Annotated in this window: 17 protein-coding genes; 9 read left to right on the top strand and 8 right to left on the bottom strand. The window is 73.8% G+C overall.

Going from position 1 to position 21306, the window contains the following annotated elements:
* Positions 1-130: 130 nt before the first annotated feature.
* On the top strand, positions 131-811 hold the full coding sequence (rpe, locus tag AMOR_RS15290; RefSeq protein WP_248352420.1) for a ribulose-phosphate 3-epimerase: 681 nt from the start codon (positions 131-133) through the stop codon (positions 809-811).
* 204 nt (positions 812-1015) lie between these two features.
* On the opposite strand, the gene AMOR_RS15285 is transcribed toward rpe, so the two are convergent.
* Genes AMOR_RS15285 through AMOR_RS15275 form a run of 3 tightly spaced genes read right to left on the bottom strand, consistent with a single transcriptional unit; the run spans position 1016 to position 3047 of the window.
* The gene (locus AMOR_RS15285) at positions 1016-1450 is read right to left on the bottom strand and encodes a septal ring lytic transglycosylase RlpA family protein (protein ID WP_248352419.1); all 435 of its coding nucleotides are present in this window, start codon (positions 1448-1450) and stop codon (positions 1016-1018) included.
* Entirely contained in the window at positions 1447-2124 is a 678-nt protein-coding gene (locus AMOR_RS15280; protein WP_248352418.1) for a uracil-DNA glycosylase family protein, read from the bottom strand. The genes AMOR_RS15285 and AMOR_RS15280 overlap by 4 nt, the downstream gene beginning before the upstream one ends.
* A complete protein-coding gene (locus AMOR_RS15275; protein ID WP_248352417.1) occupies positions 2115-3047 on the bottom strand; it encodes a DUF429 domain-containing protein in 933 nt (310 codons plus the stop codon). Before AMOR_RS15275 ends, AMOR_RS15280 begins: the two co-directional genes overlap by 10 nt.
* Before the next feature lie 221 nt (positions 3048-3268).
* Between AMOR_RS15275 and AMOR_RS15270 the strand changes: the two genes are divergently transcribed.
* Positions 3269-3637, top strand: coding sequence for a response regulator (locus AMOR_RS15270; RefSeq protein WP_248352416.1), 369 nt, complete (start codon positions 3269-3271; stop codon positions 3635-3637).
* 5 nt (positions 3638-3642) lie between these two features.
* Here the strand turns inward: AMOR_RS15270 and AMOR_RS15265 are convergent, their stop codons facing one another.
* Positions 3643-4308 carry a protein-methionine-sulfoxide reductase heme-binding subunit MsrQ gene (locus AMOR_RS15265; RefSeq protein WP_248352415.1) on the bottom strand — a complete coding sequence of 222 codons (666 nt, stop codon included), beginning with the start codon at positions 4306-4308 and terminating at the stop codon, positions 3643-3645.
* Between the two features lie 2 nt (positions 4309-4310).
* On the bottom strand, positions 4311-5252 hold the full coding sequence (gene msrP / locus AMOR_RS15260; RefSeq protein WP_248352414.1) for a protein-methionine-sulfoxide reductase catalytic subunit MsrP: 942 nt from the start codon (positions 5250-5252) through the stop codon (positions 4311-4313).
* A 111-nt stretch (positions 5253-5363) separates the two neighbouring features.
* On the opposite strand from msrP, the gene AMOR_RS15255 reads away from it, so the two are divergent.
* The gene (locus AMOR_RS15255) at positions 5364-6314 is read left to right on the top strand and encodes a hypothetical protein (RefSeq protein WP_248352413.1); all 951 of its coding nucleotides are present in this window, start codon (positions 5364-5366) and stop codon (positions 6312-6314) included.
* Between the two features lie 6 nt (positions 6315-6320).
* On the opposite strand, the gene AMOR_RS15250 is transcribed toward AMOR_RS15255, so the two are convergent.
* The gene (locus tag AMOR_RS15250; protein ID WP_248352412.1) at positions 6321-7298 is read right to left on the bottom strand and encodes a TRAP transporter substrate-binding protein; all 978 of its coding nucleotides are present in this window, start codon (positions 7296-7298) and stop codon (positions 6321-6323) included.
* Positions 7299-7311: 13 nt separating this feature from the next.
* Positions 7312-8226 carry a TRAP transporter TatT component family protein gene (locus tag AMOR_RS15245; RefSeq protein WP_248352411.1) on the bottom strand — a complete coding sequence of 305 codons (915 nt, stop codon included), beginning with the start codon at positions 8224-8226 and terminating at the stop codon, positions 7312-7314.
* A 72-nt stretch (positions 8227-8298) separates the two neighbouring features.
* On the opposite strand from AMOR_RS15245, the gene AMOR_RS15240 reads away from it, so the two are divergent.
* Positions 8299-10182 (top strand): TRAP transporter large permease, encoded by a 1884-nt coding sequence (locus AMOR_RS15240; RefSeq protein WP_248352410.1) that lies wholly within the window; start codon positions 8299-8301, stop codon positions 10180-10182.
* Between the two features lie 9 nt (positions 10183-10191).
* On the opposite strand, the gene AMOR_RS15235 is transcribed toward AMOR_RS15240, so the two are convergent.
* Positions 10192-10944 carry a sphingomyelin synthase family protein gene (locus AMOR_RS15235; RefSeq protein WP_248352409.1) on the bottom strand — a complete coding sequence of 251 codons (753 nt, stop codon included), beginning with the start codon at positions 10942-10944 and terminating at the stop codon, positions 10192-10194.
* A gap of 425 nt (positions 10945-11369) precedes the next feature.
* On the opposite strand from AMOR_RS15235, the gene AMOR_RS15230 reads away from it, so the two are divergent.
* Genes AMOR_RS15230 through AMOR_RS15210 form a run of 5 tightly spaced genes read left to right on the top strand, consistent with a single transcriptional unit; the run spans position 11370 to position 21267 of the window.
* Positions 11370-17165 (top strand): cupredoxin domain-containing protein, encoded by a 5796-nt coding sequence (locus tag AMOR_RS15230; RefSeq protein WP_248352408.1) that lies wholly within the window; start codon positions 11370-11372, stop codon positions 17163-17165.
* Positions 17162-19126, top strand: coding sequence for a cytochrome D1 domain-containing protein (locus AMOR_RS15225; protein ID WP_248352407.1), 1965 nt, complete (start codon positions 17162-17164; stop codon positions 19124-19126). The genes AMOR_RS15230 and AMOR_RS15225 overlap by 4 nt, the downstream gene beginning before the upstream one ends.
* A 19-nt stretch (positions 19127-19145) precedes the next feature.
* Positions 19146-19799: an SCO family protein gene (locus AMOR_RS15220; protein WP_248352406.1), complete on the top strand. Its 654-nt coding sequence runs from the start codon at positions 19146-19148 to the stop codon at positions 19797-19799.
* A 4-nt stretch (positions 19800-19803) separates the two neighbouring features.
* The gene (locus tag AMOR_RS15215) at positions 19804-20451 is read left to right on the top strand and encodes an SCO family protein (RefSeq protein WP_248352405.1); all 648 of its coding nucleotides are present in this window, start codon (positions 19804-19806) and stop codon (positions 20449-20451) included.
* Positions 20452-20475: 24 nt separating this feature from the next.
* Positions 20476-21267: a hypothetical protein gene (locus AMOR_RS15210; RefSeq protein WP_248352404.1), complete on the top strand. Its 792-nt coding sequence runs from the start codon at positions 20476-20478 to the stop codon at positions 21265-21267.
* The last annotated feature ends 39 nt before the right edge of the window (positions 21268-21306 follow it).

Below are 21306 nucleotides of genomic sequence, written 5' to 3'. Positions count from 1 at the left end.
CCCGGGCACGGTCCCGGGCCCATGGGCCGCGGGACGCGGGCGCGGAGAGGCCGGGTTCGCGTTCGGGTACCGGTACGCCCACGCTTCCGCAGTCGGCGGCGGCGGCGGCGCCTCCTGTTAGACTCCCCCCATGCCCCAGCCCATCCGCATCGCACCCTCCATCCTGTCCGCGGACTTCGGACGGCTCGCCGACGAGGTCCGCGCGATCGAGGCCGCCGGCGCGGACATCGTCCACGTCGACGTCATGGACGGCCGGTTCGTCCCGAACATCACGATCGGCCCGCTCGTCGTCGAGGCGGTGCGGAAGGTCACGAAGCTCCCCATCGACGCCCACCTCATGATCGTGGAGCCCGAGAAGTACGTCGAGGCGTTCGCGAAGGCTGGCGCTGGCCTGATCTCGGTCCACGCCGAGGTCTCGCCGCACCTGCACCGCACGCTGCAGGCGATCCGCGCCGCGGGCGCGAGGCCCGCGGTGGCGCTGAACCCGTCCACCGACCTGTCGGCGGTGGAGTACGTCCTCGACGACTGCGACATGGTCCTCGTGATGACCGTGAACCCCGGCTTCGGCGGCCAGCGCTACATCGAGGCCTGCACGGAGAAGATCCGTCGGCTCCGCGCGAAGGCCGACGCGCGCGGCCTCGCGCTCGACATCGAGGTCGACGGCGGCGTGAAGGCGGACACCGCCGCGACCGTCGCCGCAGCCGGCGCGAACGTGCTCGTCGCGGGCACCGCCGTGTTCGGCGCTAAGGACTACCGCGAGGCGATCGCCGGGATCCGCGCCGGCGCCGAGCGCGGGCGCGCCGGACGGTGAACGTCCGCGCGCCCTTCGACTCCGCGGCGCTTCGCGCCGCTACGCTCAGGGCGAACGGGAGTCGACGCGATTCGCTCGACCCTCGACGTCACGCCTCGATCCGCTCGACCCTCGACGTCACGCCTCGATCCGCTCGACCCTCGACGTCACGCCTCGATCCGCTCGACCCTCGACGTCACGCCTCGATCCGCTCGACCCTCGACGTCACTCCTCGATCCGCTCGACCCGGACGCGCGCGAGCCCGCGGCTCACGATCCCGAGCCGCCGCGCCGCCTCGAGCGAGAGGTCGACGACGCGCCCGCGTGCGAAGGGGCCGCGGTCGTTCACCACCACGTCGACGCTCCGGCCGTTGTCGAGGTCGGTGACCCTGAGGCGCGTGCCGAACGGCGCGCTCGGGTGGGCACAGGTGAGCGCGTGCATGTCGTAGCGGGCGCCGCTCGCGGTGCGCCGCCCGTGGAACGCCCGTCCGTAGTAGCTCGCGAGGCCCACCTCCCCGGTCGGCTGCTCGGGCTCGGCCTGCGGCCCGGGGGGCCGCTCCTCCGGCCGGGTCGGTGGGGTCGGGGGCTCCGATGTGGGCGGCGCGTGGGCACAGGCGGCGAGCACGAGCAGCGCCGCCGCTGCCGCGCCGGCGAGCCTCATTCCCGCCGCCCCCGGAGCGCGCGGCGCATCGCCGGGTGGGCGGCGAGGAGCGCGAGCGCCTGGTCGAGCAGCGTCCGCCCCGGCTCCATCTTGAACCAGGTGGACGCCCCGGAGGGATGGGGCAGCGGCACGACGTCGACCTTCACGCCGTGGAAATGCGCCTCGATGCGCCGTCCGACCACCGCCGCGATGGGCTCCGTGTGCCCGAGCACCTCCGCGATCGCGAGGCGCCCGACCGGGATCACCAGCCGCGGCCGGAGGATCTCCACCTCGCGGCGCACGAAGTCGCGCCACAGCGCGCACTCGTCCGGCGAGGGCACGCGATCACCGCCGCCCTTCGCCTTGCCGGGGAAGCAGCGCACGACCGCCGAGATGTAGATCCGGCTCCGGACCGTCTCCTCGCTCGCGCCGGTGGCGCGCTCCAGCCAGCGGAACAGCGTCTTGCCGGCGGTCCACGCGAACGGCCGGCCGAGCCGCGCCTCGTGAGGCCCGGGCGCCTGCCCGAGCAGGAACACCGGCGTCGCGATGGCGCCGCAGTGCACCGGCGGACCGAAGCCCTCCGGCTGGAACGCGTCGATGTCGCGGTGCACCGCCTCGAGGGCGGCGACGATCGCCCGGTCCGTCGCGGGCGGACCGGGCGCGCGGGCTGGACGGCGCCGCCGGGCTACCTCCACGGCTCCTCGCGGACCGAGTGGATCCAGCCCTCGCTGCGCGGCACGTTCGACGGCACGCCCTGGAACCCGTCCTGCCACGCGGCGGCGGCGGCGGTCGCGGAGAGCACCGCCTCCAGGTGATCGCCGCGCCCGTCCTCGACGATCTGCGCGGCCTGCTCCATCTCGAACTCGACCTTCGCGGCGGAGCGGAGCGTCCGCAGGATCCCGGCGCGCGTCGACGAGCGGGAGACGCCGTCCCGGTCGTCGTCCCGGTAGGCGCACACGCCGCAGACGACGCGCGCGACGTGGGCGGGCCGGACCTCGACGACGATCGGCTTCCCGGTCACCGGCGGATCCCACGGCGGGAACGCGGCGGCGGCGTGCGCCATCGTGCAGAGCCCGAAGAACGTCTGCCGGAACGTGCGGGCGGCGGTGGGCAGGTGCAGCTCCGCGCGGTAGCAGTCGGTCGCGCGCGGCCGGTCCTTGCCGACCTCGGACCGGAACCGGACGGCACCTTCGGTGAAGTCCCGCGCCTGCCCGAGGAACCGCTCCTCGAGGTGCTTGCCGAGCACCGCGGGGCCGCGGAGCGCCTGGCGAAGGAGCCCGAGCAGGCGGAGGTGCGTCTCGGCGAGCGAGAGCGCGAAGTCGACGCCGACGACGAGGCGCCCCTCGGCCCACCTCGCCTCCTCGGCGAGCCAGGGCCCGAACCGCGTCTGGACGTCGCGACGGCCGGGCGCGTCGGTGAAGGGGCGCCAGATCCGCGTGAGCCGGGCGCGCTCCTTCTCGCACTCGAGCTTGGCCGCGAGGATCTGGTTTCCCGCGCCCTCGACCCCGCTCCAGCGGAGCCCGATGACGACGCCGCGGTCGGGGAGCACCACCCGCGGTGGCGCCGCCCGCCCGTACACGGCGCTCGCAGACGCGCCCGCTTCGTTCTCGGTGGCCATGGATCCTCGGGCGCCCGTCGATCGCGCCCCGTGGGCGTTTATCGCCCCATTCCGCCGAGTGTCAACGACGGCGGCGGGCTCGCCCGGGGGCGACGGACGACGCGTCCGAGCGCCGCACCGCGTGACTCCGTGCGCGCACATCGCCGCCGGGCCCGGAAGGGTCGAAAGGGGACAGACGGGGGTTCCCTGCCCGGGATCCGGTGCCTACGGTACGGGCAGCCGTGAGAGCCCCCGCCCGGATCCTCCTCGTCGAAGACGACCTCTCGATCCGGGAGACCATCGCGGAGCTGCTCGCCGAGGAAGGCTACGCGGTCACCTGCGCCGCCAACGGCGCCGAGGCGCTCGACCTGCTCTCCTCCGACGCGGCGCCGAGCCTCATCCTGCTCGACCTGATGATGCCGGTGATGGACGGGTGGGCGTTCCGGAGCGCGCAGCGGCGCGACCCGCGGCTCGCGAGCATCCCGGTGCTGGTGCTCTCCGCGGGGCACGGCGGGGACTCGGTCGCCGTCGCGGGGCTCGGCGTCGACGCGTTCCTCGCGAAGCCGTTCGACCTCGACACCCTCGTCTCGACCGTCCACCGCCTCTGCTAGCCGCGCTAGGCGCCGCCGGCCCCCGCGCCGGTGTCTCCCGCGCCCCGCGCCAGCCCCGGAGCCGCGGTCGCTGCCCGCGCCCGCGCGAGCCGCACCGCGACCCGCGCGCCGAGGAGCCCCGCGAGGATCGTCGCGAACACGTAGGGCCGGAGCGCGTCCGCCTTCACCCGCCAGACGAAGTGGACGATCCCGAGCACCGCGGCGGCGTAGGCGAGCCGGTGCAGCCGCTTCCAGCGCGGGAACCCGAGCCGCCGGACCCAGCGGTCGGTGGAGGTGACCGCGAGCGGCGCGAGCGAGAGCCACGCGACGAACCCGACGGCCATGAACTTCCGCTTCAGGACGTCCTTGGCGAGCACGTGCAGGTCGAAGAACTGATCGACCCCCACGTACCAGCAGAGGTGGAGCGTCGCGTACGCGAAGGCGAACAGGCCGAGCAAGCGCCGGAGGCGGACCGGCCACGCCACCCCGAGCAGCTCCTTCACGGGCGTCGGGACGAGCGAGAGCGTGAGCAGGGTGAGGGTCCAGAACCCGAGCCGGTTCAGCACCTGCTCGATGGGATTCGCGCCGAGCCCGTCCGTGAACGCGTCGAACGCGATCTTCGCGAGCGGCACGAGGCAGAGCACGAAGGCGCTCGCCTTCAGGGCGCGGGTGCGTGCCGGGGTCCACTTCACGGTCAGTAGTTCTTCCGGAGATCGAGGCCGGCGTAGAGCGACGCGACCTCGTCCGCGTAGCCGTTGAACGGGAGCGTCTTCCGCCGGAAGAACTCCCCGATGCGACGCTCGCGCGCCTGGCTCCAGCGCGGGTGATCCACGTCGGGGTTCACGTTCGCGTAGAAGCCGTACTCGTCGGGCGCCATGCGGTTCCACGTCGTCGGCGGCTGCTCCTCCTGGAAGCGGATCTTCACGATCGACTTCGCGCCCTTGAACCCGTACTTCCACGGCACGACGAGCCGGAGCGGCGCGCCGTCCTGGTTCGGGAGCACGCGCCCGTAGAGCCCGACCGCGAGCAGCGCGAGCGGGTGCGTCGCCTCGTCGATGCGGAGCCCCTCGACGTAGGGCCACTCCAGGACCCGCCGCCTCTGGCCGGGGAGCTGCTCCGGATCGAGGAGCGTCTGGAAGGCCACGTACCTCGCCTTCGACGTGGGCTCGACGCGCTTCACCAGGTCGGCGAGCGGGAACCCGACCCACGGGATCACCATGGACCAGGCCTCCACGCAGCGCATCCGGTAGATCCGCTCCTCGAGGGGAAACGACTTCATCAGCGCGTCGACGTCGAGGTTCCCGGGCTTCCTCACCTCGCCCTCGATGGCGACGGTCCACGGGCGCGGGCGGAGGGACCCGGCGTTCCGGGCCGGGTCGGCCTTGTCGGCGCCGAGCTCGTAGAAGTTGTTGTACGTCGTGATGGCGTCCCACTTCGTCGGCTCCTCGCCGCCCGCCTTCTCGATCTTCTTCGCGACGGGGAGCGCCTGGCCGGTGGGATCGCCGGCGCGCGCGGACCGTGGCAGCGCGAGCGCCGCGGCGCCCGCTGCGCCGAGGGCGAGGAACTCCCGCCGCCGCAGCCACAGCGGCTCGGGGGTCACGTCACGTTCCCTGAGATCCGGCCTGAAGCGCGCCATCTTCCACACACCGCCTTCCGAGCTCTCCATCCGCGTTGAACGCGCCGCGGCGCCGCGCGCCCCGGCCGGAGCAGCGCCCCGCCGGGCGAGGGGCTACATAATTCGCGCGAGATGCCGCTGCCGCGCCTCCACCGCGCCGTGGACGTCCTCGCGATGTGGAGCGAGGATTTGAAGCGGCTCGCGCCGGCGCCGTTCGTGGGCGCCGACGGCGCGCCGCTCGACTGCTTCGGGCCGCTGCCGGCGTTGCCGCCGCCGCCCGGACCGAGCGGCGCGTGGCGGGCACCCTCGCCCCGGCCCACGCCGGGCGACGCCGAGATGCACGTCGAGGCCACCCCGCCGCGCGGGCGTCCCCGCGGCACGCTCGTCCTCGTCCCCCCGTGGAAGCTGCCACGGCTGTCGCTCCTCTCCGGGTGGCGCGCGCTCCTCGCGGGCGCGGGGTGGGAGGTCTGGACGCTCATCCCGCCCCGCCACCTCCACCGCGCCGCCCCGGGATCGCGGAGCGGCGAGGGCTTCGTCTCGCCGGACGTCCCGGCGTTACGCGCCGCCTTCGAGCAGCTCGTGCTGGAGCTCCGCGTCCTCGCGGCGCTCGCGCGGGAGCGGCCCGGGGAGGCGGGGGTGATCGGGCTCTCCCTCGGCGGGCTCGCGGCGCTCCTCGCGGCCACCGCGCCGGAGCGGCTCGACCTCGCGGCGGCGATCGGCCCGCCGGCGGAGCTCGCCGCCGTCTTCGCCCGGACCCGGATCGGCCGGCGCTACCTGCGGCTCGCGACGCGGGCCGGCGCGCCGCCGCCGCCGCCCGCGGCGCTCGAGGCCATGCTCGCACCTTTCCGCCCGGAGGCGCGGCGCCCCACGGCGCGCCGCGTGCTCGTCGCGGTGGGGGCGGAGGACCGGATCGCCCTCCCGGAGGGCGCCCTCGCCGTGGCGCGGGCGTGGGGCGCGGAGGCGCGGACCTACCCGCGCGGCCACCTCACGCTGCTGTTCGCGTGCGGGGCCGTGCGGCGGGATCTGGTCCGGTTCGCGAGCCCGGAGCGGGACGCGCCGGCCGTCGCGCCCGCCGCCCGGTGACGTGCCCTACTTCCGGCACTGGTCCCGCGCCGCCTTCACCTGGTCGAAGAACTCCGCCGGGACGACGCCGCCGCGGATCACCGGCCAGGTCTTCTCCATCGCCGTCCGCCACGCCGCGGCGTCGCCGGGGACGGTCTTGAGACCCTGCTTCTCCATGGCCGCGACCGCGTCCGTGTTGAGCCGGCGCACCTCGGCGTCCACCTTCTGCCCGAGCTCCTGCGCGATCTGGACGAGCTTCGCGCGCGTGTCCGCCGGGATCTTCTCCCAGGTGTCCTTGCGGACGAGCGTCGCGCCGATGAGCCAGCTCCAGGGGAGGTCCATCATGTACGGCGCCTTCTCGAAGAGGCGCGCGGTGAGGACGTAGAGCGGCACGTTCGGGATGCAGTCGATCATGCCGGTCTGGAGCGACGGGACGATGTCGGTCGCGGAGAGCTCGACGGGCGTGAGGCCCGCGACGCGGTACGCCTCGACGCTCTTCGGGTCGCCCGACCACACCCAGATCTTCGCGGTCTTCGTGTCCGCCGGCGTCTTGTGGGGCGCGTCGCAGTACAGGTTGATGGCGCCGATCCGGCTCCACTGGAGGGCGACGAGGCCGCGCTTCTCGAGGGAGGCCTCGATCTGCGGCCGGACCTTCGCGAACGCGCACTCCATCTGCGCCTCGCTCTGGAACAGGAACGGCACCGAGAGCGCCTGCGGCTCGGGGATGACGTCGTGCATGCCGACGTTGGAGATGGAGGCGGCCTGGAGCTGGCCGATCCCCATCTTGCGGACCATGTCGCCCTCGCTGCCCTGGGCGCCGCCCGCGTAGATGCGGAGCTTCACCTGCCCGTTCGATGCCTGCTCCCAGCGCTGGCCCATCTCCTTCAGGAGCTCGTGCCACGTGGAGCCCTGGGGCGCGAGCGTCCCGAGCTTGATGGTGACCGGCTGCGCGTGAACGGCCGGGGCGAGCGCCGCGAGCATCGCGGCGAGGAGGAGCTTCTTCACGGTGATCTCCGTTTCAGAGGAACAGGTCGTCGGCGTGATCGAGCAGCGCCCTGGCGCGGCGCTGGGCGAGGATGTTCGCGAGTCGGTTCTTCGGCTCCGCTCCGGGGTCGGCGCGCAGGACCTCCTCGAGGACGCGCGTGAACTCGGTCCGGTCCTGGCGCTGGACCAGCACGCCCTCCGCCCAGGCGACGAGCGGGCCGAGCTTCTTGTTCATCGAGAGGGCGAGCGCCCGGTCGAGGTGGGCCTTCGCCCGCTCGGGGCCGCCGCCCTCCGCGGCGCTCCGCGTCGCGTCGTAACTTATGAAGAACTCGTGGATGGCGCCCTCCGACCAGGACTCGTCGAGCGCGAGCGCGCGGTTCATGAGCGCGATCGCGACCGGCAGCTCGGCCACGAGCGCGATGTCGGCCTTGCCGTTCACGATCGCGAGGGTCCAGGCGGACGCGGTCCAGTACAGCAGCGGCACGTCGCCCTTGCGCGCCTCGGACAGCACCTTGTCGAGGTCGCGCCCCGCGCGGATCCGGTCGGCGAGACCGTGGTGCCGCACGTCGAGACCGCGCAGGCCGTACTCCCGCGCGCGGAGGAAGAGCTTCTTCGCGCGCGCGCGCCCGGCCTTCGCGAAGTCGAGCTTGCCGTCCAGGTCCGCGAGCTCGGCCGGTTGCTGCACGAACGCATACCCGTACTGCGTGAACCCGCTCGCCGTCGCCGTGAGCAGCCCCTCGTGCCGCGGGCTCTCCGAGAGGAGCCCTTCCATCGTCTTCAGCCCGAACGGCACCGCGTCGCGGACGAGCTCCGGATCGTCGTCCGACGCGTACGTCGAGCCGCTCTGCGCGACGGCATCGGACGCGGCGGACAGCGCCACGCTCCGGCAGCCGGAGAGGGCCGGGACGGTGACGATGAGTGAGAAGAGGAAGAGGTGGGGACGGTTCACGCGGGAGGCCCGGCCGCGGGAGGTTCGTGCTACTCATAGATGCCCCTCCGGAAGGGGTCAATCGGCTTTCGCGTGAGCACCCCCACTTCGATCGAGACCCCCGGAGCGAGGCACGAGAAGCTCGGCACGCGCGTGGAGCGCGGCCTCGTGACGCTGCTCCTCGTCGCGCTGATCCTGCTCCCGGCCGCGTCGACGGTCGCCCGCCGGTTCCTCGGCCGCGACCTCCCCGGCTCGTCCACCCTCGCGCAGCACATCACGCTCTGGGTGGGCTTCCTCGGCGCGATGCTCGCGACCGCGACCGGACGACACCTGGCCCTCTCCACGCTCGACTTCGTCCCGCCCGGCCGGCCGCGGCGGAGCGCGGCCTTCTTCACGACGGCGGTGTCGGCCGCGGTGTGCGCGCTCCTCGCCTGGGCGTCGGCGCGGCTCGTGTACGTCGAGTGGAGCGGCTTCGCCCGGGTCGCCTTCGGGATCCGGACCGCCTGGAGCGAGCTCGTGATGCCGGTCGGGTTCGCCGTGATGGCGATCCGGTTCGCGCTGAACGCCGGGAACGGCGACGAGCCGGCCGCGCGCCGCTGGGCGTTCCGCGGGGCGGCGGCGCTCGTCGCCGTGGGCGGCTTCCTCCTCGCGTGGGCCGTCCCGTCGCAGGCGCTCGTCACGGCGCTCCTCCTCGTGATGCTGGCGGCGTTCCTCCTCGGCGCGCCGGTCTTCATCGTGATGAGCGGCGTCGCGATGGCGCTGTTTTTCCGCGGCATCGTCGAGTCGGGGCAGGAGCCGGCCCTCGCCATCGCGTCCGTCCCCACCGCGATCTTCAACCTCGCGCTCACGCCGAGCCTCCCGGCGCTGCCGCTCCTCACCGCCGCCGGGTACATCCTCGCCGAGGGCGGCGCGGCGCGCCGGCTCGTCCGCGCGTACAAGGGGATCTTCGGGTGGATGCCGGGCGGCGTCGCGATCATGGCGACCTTCGTGTGCGCCCTGTTCACGACCTTCACCGGCGCGTCCGGCGTCACGATCCTCGCCCTCGGCGGGCTGCTCCTGCCCTCGCTCCTCGAGGAGAAGTACCCGGAGGACTTCTCCGTCGGCCTCGTCACGGCGGCCGGATCCCTCGGGCTCCTCTTCCCGCCGTCGCTCCCGGTGATCCTCTACGCCGTCGTCGCCGGCGCGGCGGTCGACGTGCTCTTCATCGCGGGCCTCGTCCCGGGCCTGCTCATGATCCTCATCGTGGCGGCGTACGGGATCGTGGTCGGCGTCCGCTCCGGCGCGCCCCGGCAGCGGTTCGACGGCAGGGAGGCGGCCGCGGCGCTTTGGGACGCGAAGTGGGACCTGGGCCTGCCGACGCTGGTGGTCCTCGCCGTCGGGTCCGGCTTCGCGACCGTCGTCGAGGCCGCCGCGCTCGCCGCGGCGTACTCGCTCGTGGTCGAGCTCCTCGTCTTCCGCTCGATCCACCCGACGCGGGACCTGCCCCGCGTCCTCGTCCACGCGGCGGCGCTCGTCGGCAGCGTCCTCATCCTGCTCGGGAGCGCGCTCGGGCTCACGTCCTGGTTCGTGGACGCCGAGGTCCCGACCCGGCTCGTCGAGTGGATGACGGGCCACGTGCACTCGAAGGCGCTCTTCCTGCTCATGCTGAACGCGGTGCTCCTGGTGCTCGGGAGCGTCCTCGAGATCTACTCGGCGATCGTCGTGCTCGCGCCGCTCGTCGCGCCGCTCGGCGAGGCCTACGGGATCACGCCCATCCACCTCGGCGTGGTGTTCCTCGCGAACCTCGAGCTCGGGTTCCTGTTCCCGCCGATGGGCCTGAACCTCTTCCTCTCCGCGACGCGCTTCGGGAAGCCGCTCCCGTGGGTCTACCGGAAGGCGTTCCCGTTCCTGCTCATCATGGCGGCGGGCGTCCTCGCGATCACGTACCTGCCGCAGATCACGGACGGCGTGGTGCGCGCGTTCGGGAAGACGCCGTAGCGGGGGACCTCACCCGCCGGCCCTCTCCCGCGGGGGCCACCCCTCGCGCAGGGCGAAGAGCGCGAACGTGACCGCGTAGGCGCCCGCCACGTCGATCGCGTAGTGCAGGTGCGCGAGGAACACCGACGCGACCACGAGGACGTGGCCGGCGAGGGCGAGCGCACGCAGGCGGCGGTGCGGCCAGACGTAGAGCAGGAGCAGGAACGTCGTCGCGGTGTGGCCGGAGAAGAAGAGGTCCTTCGTGAGGTACGCGCGCATCGCGTCGTGGGCGAAGACCTGCCACGGCGAGACGAGCTCGGCGAGCGCCTGGAGCGGATCGTGGCCGGCGATCCCGGGGCCGGCGTGCGCCGGGTCCGGCGCGCCGAGGCCGGTCAGGGCGATGGTGGCGCCGCGGACGAGCGAGACGAGCCCCCCGGTCACCGTGTAGCGGACGAACCGGCGGGGCGACTCCCAGAGCAGGAGCCCCGCGACCGGCAGGTAGAGGACGAGCCACAGCACGTAGTTCGTGCGCGCGACCGCCTCGACGAAGGGCACGTGCGCGAGCACGAGATCGGGCAGGGTCGGAGCGGGCCGCAGCTCGTTCCAGAGCGCGGCGGCGGTCATCGCGACGTAGCAGCCGGCGCGGAAGAGCAGCGCCCCCGCGACGGCGGGGAGCGCGGCCCGGAGCGACGCGAGCCGGCCGGGCGCGGACCGGCCGGGCGCGGGCGGCGGGACCGGCGGCGGCGCGGGCACGGCGGCGAGCGGGGCGGACGGACCGGGCACGGGGGCCTTAAACCACGCCCGCCGCGCCGGTGCCAGCGACGGCCCTCCCGGCGCCTCGCACCCGGGGTCTCATCCCCGTCGGGCCTCCCGGCCCCGTGACCGCATGACAAGCGCTCGTTGACCGGCGCCCGGCCGGGCGAGCGCACGCTCCGGCGCCCGCGGCGATGGAAGCGCTGGGCCGCAGCGCAGCGCGCGTGGGAGCCCCGCCTCGCGTGCCGGGCGCGCCGGGGCCGGGGACGCCCGGCGCGGGGGCTGTCCCGAGGTCGTACGACGACCGGTTTCGCCACGACGCACCAACCCTGTGCCTCGACGGCGACCTCGGTCACCGTCCGCGCGGCGAGGGAACCGCGCGGATCCGTCGGGAGCGGATCGCAAGGGGAAGGGAGCGGCGGCACGGGCGACCGGGCGCGCCGGGAGGCTTCTCCATGCGAGTCCTGCCGATCACGATCGCCGTCGCCGTGCTCCTCCCCGCCTCCGCAGGGGCCGCCCCCGGCATCCAGTGCGCGCGGACGATCACCGCCGACGTCGTGGTCCTCGATCAGCCGTTCCTGTTCAACCGGCTCGGCGCGCAGAACGTGAACGGCATCATGTACGCGCTCCGGCGCGACGTGGTGGCGATCCCGGCCGCCGGCGCCCTCCCCTCCCCCGATGCGCCGCTCGCCGCCGGGCAGGTGATGCTCCGCCCGGACAAGCGCCCGCGGCCGCTCGTCCTCCGCATCGCCGCGGGCGACTGCCTCGTGGTGAGCTTCCAGAACCTGCTCGACCCCGTGCCGAACCCGCGGAGCCCGAACGTCTTCGCCGAGGTCGACGCGGGCATCGACGATCAGGTGCGGAGCCGGATGGCGGGCTTCCACGCGCAGGGGCTCCAGGTCGTGGACGGCGTCCAGAGCGACGGGTCCTTCGCCGGCAGGAACGCGTCGAGCCTGGTTCCGCCCGGCGGCCGCGCGACGTACACGCTCTTCGGCGAGCACGAGGGCACCTTCCTCGTGACGAGCCACGGCGCGACGTTCGGGTCCGAGGGGCTCGCCGGAAACAACGGCAGCGGCATGTTCGCGGTCGTGAACGTGGAGCCGCGCGGCGCGAGCTTCTACCGCAGCCAGGTGACCGAGGAGGAGCTGCGCCTCGCCACGCGCGGCCGGACGGCGGCGGGCCAGCCCATCGTGGACTACGGCGCCCGCTACCCGTCCACGGTCCAGGCCGCGGACCGCACGACGCTGCCGTCGGTCTGGGCGAAGGAGGGCAAGGGCGGCGCGCCGGTGCTCGCGATGCTCGACGGGGACGCGCTCGTCCACTCCGACCTGAACGCGATCGTGGTCGGCCCGAACCCGGATGGCTCCTTCCCGCCGTCCACCTATCCGCTCGAGAGCGTCGGCAAGCGCAACCCGACGCTGCCGAACCGGCTCGAGGCGTTCCGCGAGTACACCGTCGTGTTCCACGACGAGATGGCGGCGTCCCAGGCGTTCCCGCGCTGGTTCCTCGACCCCGTGCTCCGGCACACGCTCCACGCGGTCGGCGACGGCTTCATGATCAACTACGGGTCGGGCGGGATCGGCAGCGAGGTCATCGCGAACCGGCTCGGCGTCGGGCCGATGCACGACTGCCTCGACTGCGTCTACGAGGAGTTCTTCCTCACGTCCTCGGCGGTCGGTGATCCGGCGATGGTCGTCGACGTGCCGGCGAACGTCGGGCTCGAGAGCTGCGCGCCGCCCGGCGCCGGGACGGCGTGCGCGGCGGTCGGTCCGAAGGCGACGAAGGCGTTCTACCCGGACGATCCGTCGAACGTGCACCACAGCTACATCGGCGACTTCGTGAAGTTCCGGAACGTGCACACGGGGAAGGAGCACCACATCTTCCACCTGCACAACCACCAGTGGCTCTTCAACCCGAACGACGACGACTCGAACTACATCGACGCCCAGGGCATCGGCCCCGGCGGCGGCTACACCTACGAGATCAACTTCGGCGGCTCGGGGAACCGGAACAAGAGCGCCGGGGACGCGATCTTCCACTGCCACTTCTACCCGCACTTCGCCCAGGGCATGTGGGAGCTCTGGCGGAACCACGACGTGTTCGAGCCCGGGACGCCGCTCGCGGTCTCGGCGACGGGCGCCGACGGCTACCACGCGACGCCGTACGACCTGCAGAGCGGCGAGCCGGCGGTCGTCGACGCGGCGACCGGCGCCCGCGGCCGTGCGCTGCCGGACGGCGAGATCGTCGCGGGCACGCCGATCCCGGCGGTCGTCCCGCTGCCGGCGAAGCCGCTGCCGGTGATGCCCGGCGCCGTCACCGTGGTCCCGAAGCGCTCGAGCGGCGTGACGGTCGGGTCGGTCGCGCGGGTCGACCGCGCGGACGTCGATCCGGCCCAGGTGAACCCGGCCCTGAACCCGGGCGGCGTGAAGAACCCCGGGTACCCGTTCTGGATCGCCGGGGCCGAGGACGCGATCGGGCAGCGCTTCGCGTCGCCGCCGCTCGACATGGCCCCGTCGGCGGGCGGCTGGGACGGCGGGCTCCCGCGCCACGCGCTCGACGGCTTCGCCGCGGCGGGCTGCGGCCCGGGCGCGCCGCGCGACGCGTGCGCGCGCGCGACGCAGACCCGCCTCGACCTCACCAAGGAGCTCCTCCGCGCGAAGCCGCTCTGGTACCCGGAGGACGGCACCGATCTCGAGAAGGTCGCCATGGCGTTCCACGCGGTCCGCCGGCACCCGACCACGATCGTGAACCTCGACGGCACCACCGCGCCCGGCGACTTCATCACCAACGGCTCCGGCCGCCCGGTGCCCGGCGCGCCGTTCCACGAACCGTGCATCGACGACGCCGGCAACGTGCTCCACGCCGGCGTCACCGGCCGGTTCTTCTCGTCCTCCGGGCTCGGGACGCTCGGCAGCTCGCCGTTCAACGCGGACAGCCCGCGCGTCTACAAGGGCTCGGTCGTCCAGTTCGACGTCGTGCTGAACAAGCTCGGCTATCACTTCCCCCAGGAGCGGGTCATCACGCTCTGGCAGGACGCGATCCCCACCATCACGAAGCAGCGCCCGCCCGAGCCGCTCGTCATGCGGCTCAACACCTTCGACTGCGCGATGTACCAGCACACCAACCTGGTCCCGAGCGTCTACGAGCTCGACGACTACCAGGTCCGCACCACCACCGACATCATCGGCCAGCACATCCACCTGCCGAAGTGGGACCTCACCACCACCGACGGCTCCGCCAACGGCTGGAACTACGAGGACGGGACGCTCTCGCCGGACGCGGTCCGCGAGCGGATCGCCGCCATCAACGCCTGGAACCCGCTCGGCACCGGCAACCCGCCCGACGCCCGCGGCCGGCCCGCGAACACGCCGCTCGTCGCCGAGAAGCACCCCTACTTCCCGGCCGCCTCCCCGGGCGGCGTCTCCTGGCTCGGCGCGCGCACCACCCTCGAGCGCTGGTTCTCGGATCCGGTGGTGAACGTGGACGGCGTCCACCGCGGCCTCGGCATCATCTTCACCCACGACCACTTCGGCCCGTCCACCCACCAGCAGATCGGCCTCTACGCCACCGTCCTCACCGAGCCGCCCGGCTCGACCTGGGTCCACAACGAGACCGGGGCGCCGCTGTACACGCGCGACGACGGCGGCCCCACGTCCTGGCAGGCCGCGATCCTCGCGGGCGCGGACAGCTACCGGGAGTTCTACCTCGAGTACTCGGACTTCCAGCACGCCTACGCGCCCGGCGTCTACGTCGGCCGGAACCAGGACGGCAGCCTCGGGAACCCGCCCACGCCCGACTCGTTCCGGTCCGCGGTGAACCCGCCGCACCGGCAGCAGGCGGTGAACGTCTTCCCGGACCTCCTCGTGATCCCCCCGTTCTGCCCGAACGGCTTCCTCGCGCGACCCTGCCCCGAGGCGATCTCGGCCGACGACCCGGGCTTCTTCGTCGTGAACTACCGGAACGAGGGCGTCGGCTTCCGCGTCTACGATCCCGCGAAGCTCGGCCCGGACGGAAAGCCCGGCGCGCAGGCGGACGGCCTCCCGGGCGACCTCGCCCTGTCGCTCCAGAGCCGCACGGACCGGAAGCTCGCCGCGCTGAACGTGCAGCCGACCGCGAGCACCGTCATCGGCGGCACGAGGTTCCCGCCGCCGATCAACGCGGGCGGCGTCACCGCCGGCGACCCCTTCACGCCGATGCTGCGCGCCTACTACGGCGACGCCGTGCGCGTGAAGATCCAGGCCGGCGGCGACGAGGAGTCGCACAGCGCGACGGTGTGGGGCACGAAGTGGCTCCAGGGCGGCTCCGGGTACGGCTTCGCGCCGAACTCCGGCTGGCGCGCCTCGCAGCACGCCGGCATCTCCGAGCAGTTCACGTTCGCCTCGCCGGCCCTGCCGCTCATGAACGGCGGCGCGCGCGCGGACCATCTCTACTCGACGAACGCGAGCCTCGACGGCTTCTGGAACGGTACCTGGGGGATCTACCGGAACTACGGCCAGCCGCAGAAGGACCTCTTCAAGCTGCCGACCAACGCGGTCCTCCCGCTCACGATCGCGAACCTCACGAGCTTCAACGGCGTCTGCCCGAAGACTGCGCCCGTCCGCTCGATCGACGTCACGGCCGCGCTCGCGAACGACATCCTGGACAACGCGCTCGGCGCGACGATCGTCCCGACGGACGGATCGCAGGCGCTGCACGCGGGCGGCCCCCTGAACCCGGGCGGCGGCACCCTCGTCTACAACCCGCGCTCGACCCAGGTCGCGGGCTCGTTCGTGACCGACGCCGGCGCGACCCTCTCGGCCGCACATCGGGGCCCGCTCCACGATCCCACCGCGATCCTCCTCGTCCGCACCGCCGACCTGGTCGCGCGGGACCCGGCCGATCCGCGCTGCGTCGCGAAGAAGGGGAAGGTGGACCCGACCCTCCCCGCCTGCCCGGTGATGCTCCGCCCGACGACCTGCGACGCGAGCGGCAAGTGCACCCCCGGCGCTCCGGTCGAGCCGGCCGTGATCCGCGCCGCCGCGGGCGACTGCCTGAACGTCCTGCTCCGGAACCGGCTCCCGGCGATCGCGCCGGACCTCGCCGGCTACAAGCACCTCCCGCCGGTCGTGATCCGGGACGCGAACGACCCCGCCGGCGTGACGACGTTCAACAACAACCTCATCCGCCCCTCGAGCCAGATCGGCCTTCACCCCGCGCTCGTCGCCTTCGACGTGAACAAGGACGACGGGGTCGCCGTCGGCCTGAACAACAGCTCGCAGGACGGCGCGGCGCAGTTCGCCCCGCCCGGCGGGACGCGCAAGTACGTCTGGTACGCGGGCGACCTGTCGCTCTCGAACCAGGGCGGGACGGTGAACGTCGTCGCGACGCCCCTCGAGCTCGGCGGCGCCACGCTCGTCGGCTCGGATCCCATCAAGCACGTGGAGAAGGGGCTCGTCGGCGCCCTCGTCATCGAGCCCGCCGGCTCGACCTGGGCCGAGGGCGACGTCGCGCTCGACCACCAGAAGGACCAGCTCGCGGCGGACTGCGCGATCACGCCGGCGGCGTGCCGCCGGACCTACGCGTCCGCCACGGTGAACGGCGCGATCCGCGACCTCACTGCGGTGGTGCAGAAGGGGCTCGCGCTGCGGTGGAAGGACGGCACGCCGGTCGAGCAGATCGCCGCGGAGGGCGTGGTCGCCGAGGACGCGGAGGACTCCGGCGAGATGGGCATCAACTACGGGACCGAGCCCATGTGGTTCCGGTTCGGCCTCCCGCCGCACGCGCCGTTCGGCGGCCTCGCGCAGCTCTCCTACGCGAACGTGGCCAACGCGCACGAGGCGTACTCGAGCGCGCTCACCGGCGGGGATCCCGCGACGCCGGTCTTCATCGCTCCGGCCGGCGTCGAGACGCGGCTGCACCTGCTCATGCCCGCCGGCCCGAACCGCGCCTCGACGTTCACGCTGCACGGCCACGTCTGGCAGCGGGCGCCGTACGTCTGCCCCGGCTCGGCGAAGGACGGGCTCCCGGGCCGGTGCCGTCCGACGGGGTTCATCCCGACCGCCCCCGGTCTCGAGGTCGCCTCCCGCGCCATCGGGACGAGCCCGCTCGGCATGTACCTGGGGGCGCAGGACCTCGTGGCCGCGGGGTCGCACTTCGATCTCCTCCTGCCGAGCGCCGGCGGCGCGAACGCCCGGCCCGGAGACTACCTGCTGATGGATCGCTCCGGGTTCGGCAACGCGGCTGGCCTCTGGAGCATCGTGAGGGTCAAGTGACGCCCCTCCGGATCGAAGGGACCCGCCGCCTCCTCCTCTCCGCCGTGCTCGCCGCCGCGTTCCCCACCGCGCGCGCGGCAGGCGCCCCGAGGCCGGCCGAGCCCGCCGCGAAGCCGGGCGAGGCGAGCCGCCTCGTCCGCGACGGCGTCGTCATCGAGTTCTCGCTCGAGAAGGTGAGCGGCCCGGACGGCAAGGGGCCGCTCATGGAGGGCGACTACGCCGAGGCGAGGTTCAGGATGACGGACGCGAGCAGCGGCCGCCCGGTGCCGGGCCTGAAGCCCGCCGCCTGGCTCGACATGGCCGGCGTCGTCGGCGGCCGCCAGGGCGAGAGCCGCGCCTGCAAGGACAAGGTCGCGCTCTACCTCCAGGGCAGCGTCGGGATCCGCCCGATGGTGGACCTGAACAGCTACTACCTCCTCGTGATGAACCAGGACGCGAGCGTCTCGGTCATCGACCCGGTCGTGAGCATGACCGGCAACACCAGCCTCTTCGCGACGATCATGCTGAAGCGCCCCGCCGCCGACTGGAGGAAGAGCGCCGACGAGCGGCGCCTCTACCTCTCGACGCCGAGGGCGAACGAGGTCGCGATCGTGGACGCCGAGCGCTTCACGGTCCTCGAGACGGTCGCCGCTGGCACCGCGCCGACGCGCCTGGCGCTCCAGGGCGACGGCCGGTACCTGTGGGTCGGCAACGACGCCGAGGAGCCGAGGGAGAGCGGCGTCACCATCGTCGACACCGAGACGCTGAGGAAGGTCGCGTTCGTGCAGACGGGCCGCGGCCACCACGAGATCGCGTTCTCGGAGGGCGACCGCGTCGCCTTCGTGACGAACCGCGCCGAGGGGACCGTCTCGGTCGTCGACGTGACGCGGCTCGCGAAGGTGAAGGACCTCCGGACCGGGCCGCTGCCGATCTCGATCGCGACCTCCAGGCACTCGCAGGCGATCTACGTCGCCGACGGCAAGGCGGGCACGATCAGCGTGGTCGACCCGGACCGGCTCGAGGTGGTGAAGCGGCTCCCGGCGGCGCCGGGCCTCGGGCCGATGCGGTTCACGCAGGACGGCCGCTGGGGCCTCGTCGTGAACCCCGCCGCGAAGGCGGTGTTCGTCGTCGACGCGGCCGACGCGACGCTCCCCCACCGCATCGACCTCGAGGGCAGGCCGTACCAGGTCGCCGTGACGCGGGGGTTCGCCTACGTCCGGCTCCTCGACTCCGAGCAGGTGAAGATGGTGAACCTGCTCACGCTCGGCCACGGGAAGAAGCCGACGGTGCAGGGCTTCTCCGCGGGCCAGGGCGCGCCGCAGCTCGCCGGCGACCTCGCCCTCGCGGACACCGTCTCGGCGGCGTCCACCGACGCCGCGGTGTTCGTCGTGAACCCCGCCGAGTCGACGACGTACTTCTACATGGAGGGCATGAACGCGCCGATGGGCAGCTTCGGCAGCTACGGCCACGCCGCGACCGCCGCGATGGTCGTGGACCGCAGCCTCAAGGAGCTCGAGCCCGGCGTCTACGGGGCGAAGCTCCGCGTCCCCGCGGCCGGCGTTTACGACGTGGCGTTCCTGCTCGACAACCCCCGCGTGCTCCACTGCTTCTCCGCCGAGGCCGCGCCGAACCCGGCGCTGAAGCAAGCGCTGGGCGCGCTCGGGCTCCAGTTCCTGCCGGTGCCCGCGAGCCCGACCGCCGGGACGACGCTCCCGCTCCGGGTGAAGCTCACCGATCCGGCATCGGGAGCTCCGCGCACCGGGCTCCGCGACGTGACGATCCTCTACCACCGCGTCCCGGGCGGCCCGAAGGCCGAGGCCGTCGCGGTCGAGAAGGGCGAGGGCGTCTACGAGGCCGCCCTGGACCTCCGGTTCGCGGGGACCTGGTACGCGCTGGTCGGGGTCCCCTCGCTCGACGTGAAGCCGAACCAGCTGCCGTTCCGCGGGATCGTCGTGCGGGACGCCCTCACGAAGGCGCGTTGACCGCCCGGAGACCCGGAGCATGACGACCCCTCACCGCATCCTCGCCGCGCTGGCCGCGGCCCTCCTCGCCGGCGAGGCCCGCGCCGCCGAGCCGCCCTGCGAGCACTGCCACCCGAAGAAGGAGGGCGCGGCCGCGTCGGCGCCGGCGGGCGGCGCCGACGCGCGCGTCGACCTCGCGGACGTGACGCTCCTCGACCAGCACGGCGCGAGCGTGCCGCTCCGCGCGCTCGCCGCGGGAGACCCGCTCGTGGTGATGGACTTCGTGTTCACGACCTGCACCACGGTGTGCCCGGTGCTCTCCGCGATCATGGCCCGCCTGCAGAAGAGGCTCGGCGACCGCGTCGGCAAGGACGTCCTCCTCGTGTCGGTCTCCATCGATCCGGTCCGCGACACGCCCGGCCGGCTCGAGGCCTACGCGGCGAGGTTCAAGGCGGGCCCCGGCTGGACGTGGCTCACCGGGACCAGGGAGGACGTGGACCGCGCCCTCGAGGGGATGGGCGCGTACGCCGCGAGCTTCGCCGATCACGCGCCGATGATCCTCGTCGGCGACGGGCGCGCCGGAACGTGGACGCGCTTCAACGGGTTCCCGAAGCAGGACGAGGTGCTCGCGCAGCTCGACGCGCTCGCCGCCGCTCGCGCGAAGGTCGCCCGGGCCGCGCCGGTGAAGGAGTGATCCCATGACGACCCGCCTCTCCGCCGCCGCCGTCGCCGCGCTCCTCGCCCTCCCCGTCGCCGGACGCGCCGCGCCGTCCGGCGACCCCGCCGAGCGGGAGGCGAAAGCCCGCGCCTACTTCACGAACACGGCCCTAAAGGACCAGGCCGGGAAGCCGCGCCGGTTCTACGACGACGTGCTCCGCGGCCACGTCGTGCTCCTGAGCTTCATGTTCACGCGGTGCTTCGACGCGTGCCCGCTCATCACCCGGAAGATGAACGCCGTCCGGACCGAGCTCGGGGACCGGTTCGGCCCCGACGTCCAGTTCGTCTCGCTCTCCGTCGATCCCGAGAACGACCCGCCCGCGGAGCTCAGGAAGTTCGCGGAGAAGCAGCGCGCCGTGTCTCCGGCGTGGACGTTCCTCACGGGCCGGAAGGCGGACGTCCAGCTCGTGCTCCGGAAGCTCGGGCAGCTCGGCGACGAGCCCGGCGATCACTACACCGGGTTCATCGTCGGGAACGTCCGGACCGGGCACTGGCAGAAGGTGCGGCCGGACGCGCCGGCCGCGACGGTCGCGGAGATGCTGCGGCGGCTCGCCGACGAGGAGAGGGCGCCGGCGGCGCCGGGGCGGGAGCAGGCGAGCGCCGCGGTCCCCGCAGCGGCCGCGCGGTGAACGGGACGGACGAGCGAGATCGCGATGCGCCGCCCTCTTCACCGCCGCTCCGCCTTCGCCGCCGCAGCCGCCACGGCCCTCCTCGCCTGCTCCGGCGGGAAGGCGCCGCCCCCCGCTGCGAGCGCCGCCCCGGGAGACACCGCAGCCGGGGGCGCGCCGCCGGCCGCACCCGAGCAGCCGTCGATCGACCCCGCCATCGAGCAGTTCCGGCCGGAGGACCCGGCGGAGGTCGCACGGCACGCCGCGCGCGAGGAGGCGCGCGGACGGTTCCGGACGATGAAGGAGGCGTTCGCCGGCGGCGGCCGCGCCTCGTCGAGCGCCGCGGCGCGGCTGCAGGCGGCGCTCTCGAGAGTCCCGCCGCCCGCGGGGGCGCGGTGGCAGATCGCCTGCCGCGGCGCCGCCTGCCGGATCGCGGCGGCGGCCGCGCCGGAGGCCTGGCAGCCCGCCCTCCTCGCGTCCGCGGACGTCCAGCGCGTCGTCGACCGGCTCGCGGCGGATCCGGACGGGCGCGACGGCGCCGCGTACGCCCTGCTCGCCGCGGAGGACGCGCCGCCCGGCGACGATCTCGTGGGGGCGCTCGCGCGCGAGCTCGCCGGCTCGGCCGAGGCGCGCGCCTGCGCCGCGAATGCCGAGGCGAGAGGGACGATCCGCTACGAGCTCCGCGTGGACGGCTCCGGGTTCACGTACCGGGCCGACGGCGATCTGCCCTGGCCCGTGGTGGACTGCGTGAACGGCGTGCTCGGGGAGATCATGCGCGGCATCGAGGTGCCGCCCACGGCGAGAAGCGCGACGCGCACCGTCGCGCTGCGGCTGTGATGGCCGCGCGCAGGCGGCCAGACCGAAGGAGCCCGGGGC

Source organism: Anaeromyxobacter oryzae (assembly GCF_023169945.1).
GTDB classification, from domain to species: Bacteria; Myxococcota; Myxococcia; order Myxococcales; family Anaeromyxobacteraceae; genus Anaeromyxobacter; species Anaeromyxobacter oryzae.
This window is presented reverse-complemented; position numbering and strand designations above follow the sequence as displayed.

What these genes read in the sequence shown, in the direction of transcription:
- rpe (WP_248352420.1), top strand. Translation starts at nt 131, where the DNA reads ATGCCCCAGCCCATCCGCATCGCACCCTCCATCCTGTCCGCGGACTTC.
- AMOR_RS15285 (WP_248352419.1), bottom strand. Translation starts at nt 1,450, where the DNA reads ATGAGGCTCGCCGGCGCGGCAGCGGCGGCGCTGCTCGTGCTCGCCGCC.
- AMOR_RS15275 (WP_248352417.1), bottom strand. Translation starts at nt 3,047, where the DNA reads ATGGCCACCGAGAACGAAGCGGGCGCGTCTGCGAGCGCCGTGTACGGG.
- msrP (WP_248352414.1), bottom strand. Translation starts at nt 5,252, where the DNA reads ATGGCGCGCTTCAGGCCGGATCTCAGGGAACGTGACGTGACCCCCGAG.
- AMOR_RS15255 (WP_248352413.1), top strand. Translation starts at nt 5,364, where the DNA reads ATGCCGCTGCCGCGCCTCCACCGCGCCGTGGACGTCCTCGCGATGTGG.
- AMOR_RS15230 (WP_248352408.1), top strand. Translation starts at nt 11,370, where the DNA reads ATGCGAGTCCTGCCGATCACGATCGCCGTCGCCGTGCTCCTCCCCGCC.
- AMOR_RS15220 (WP_248352406.1), top strand. Translation starts at nt 19,146, where the DNA reads ATGACGACCCCTCACCGCATCCTCGCCGCGCTGGCCGCGGCCCTCCTC.
- AMOR_RS15215 (WP_248352405.1), top strand. Translation starts at nt 19,804, where the DNA reads ATGACGACCCGCCTCTCCGCCGCCGCCGTCGCCGCGCTCCTCGCCCTC.
- AMOR_RS15210 (WP_248352404.1), top strand. Translation starts at nt 20,476, where the DNA reads ATGCGCCGCCCTCTTCACCGCCGCTCCGCCTTCGCCGCCGCAGCCGCC.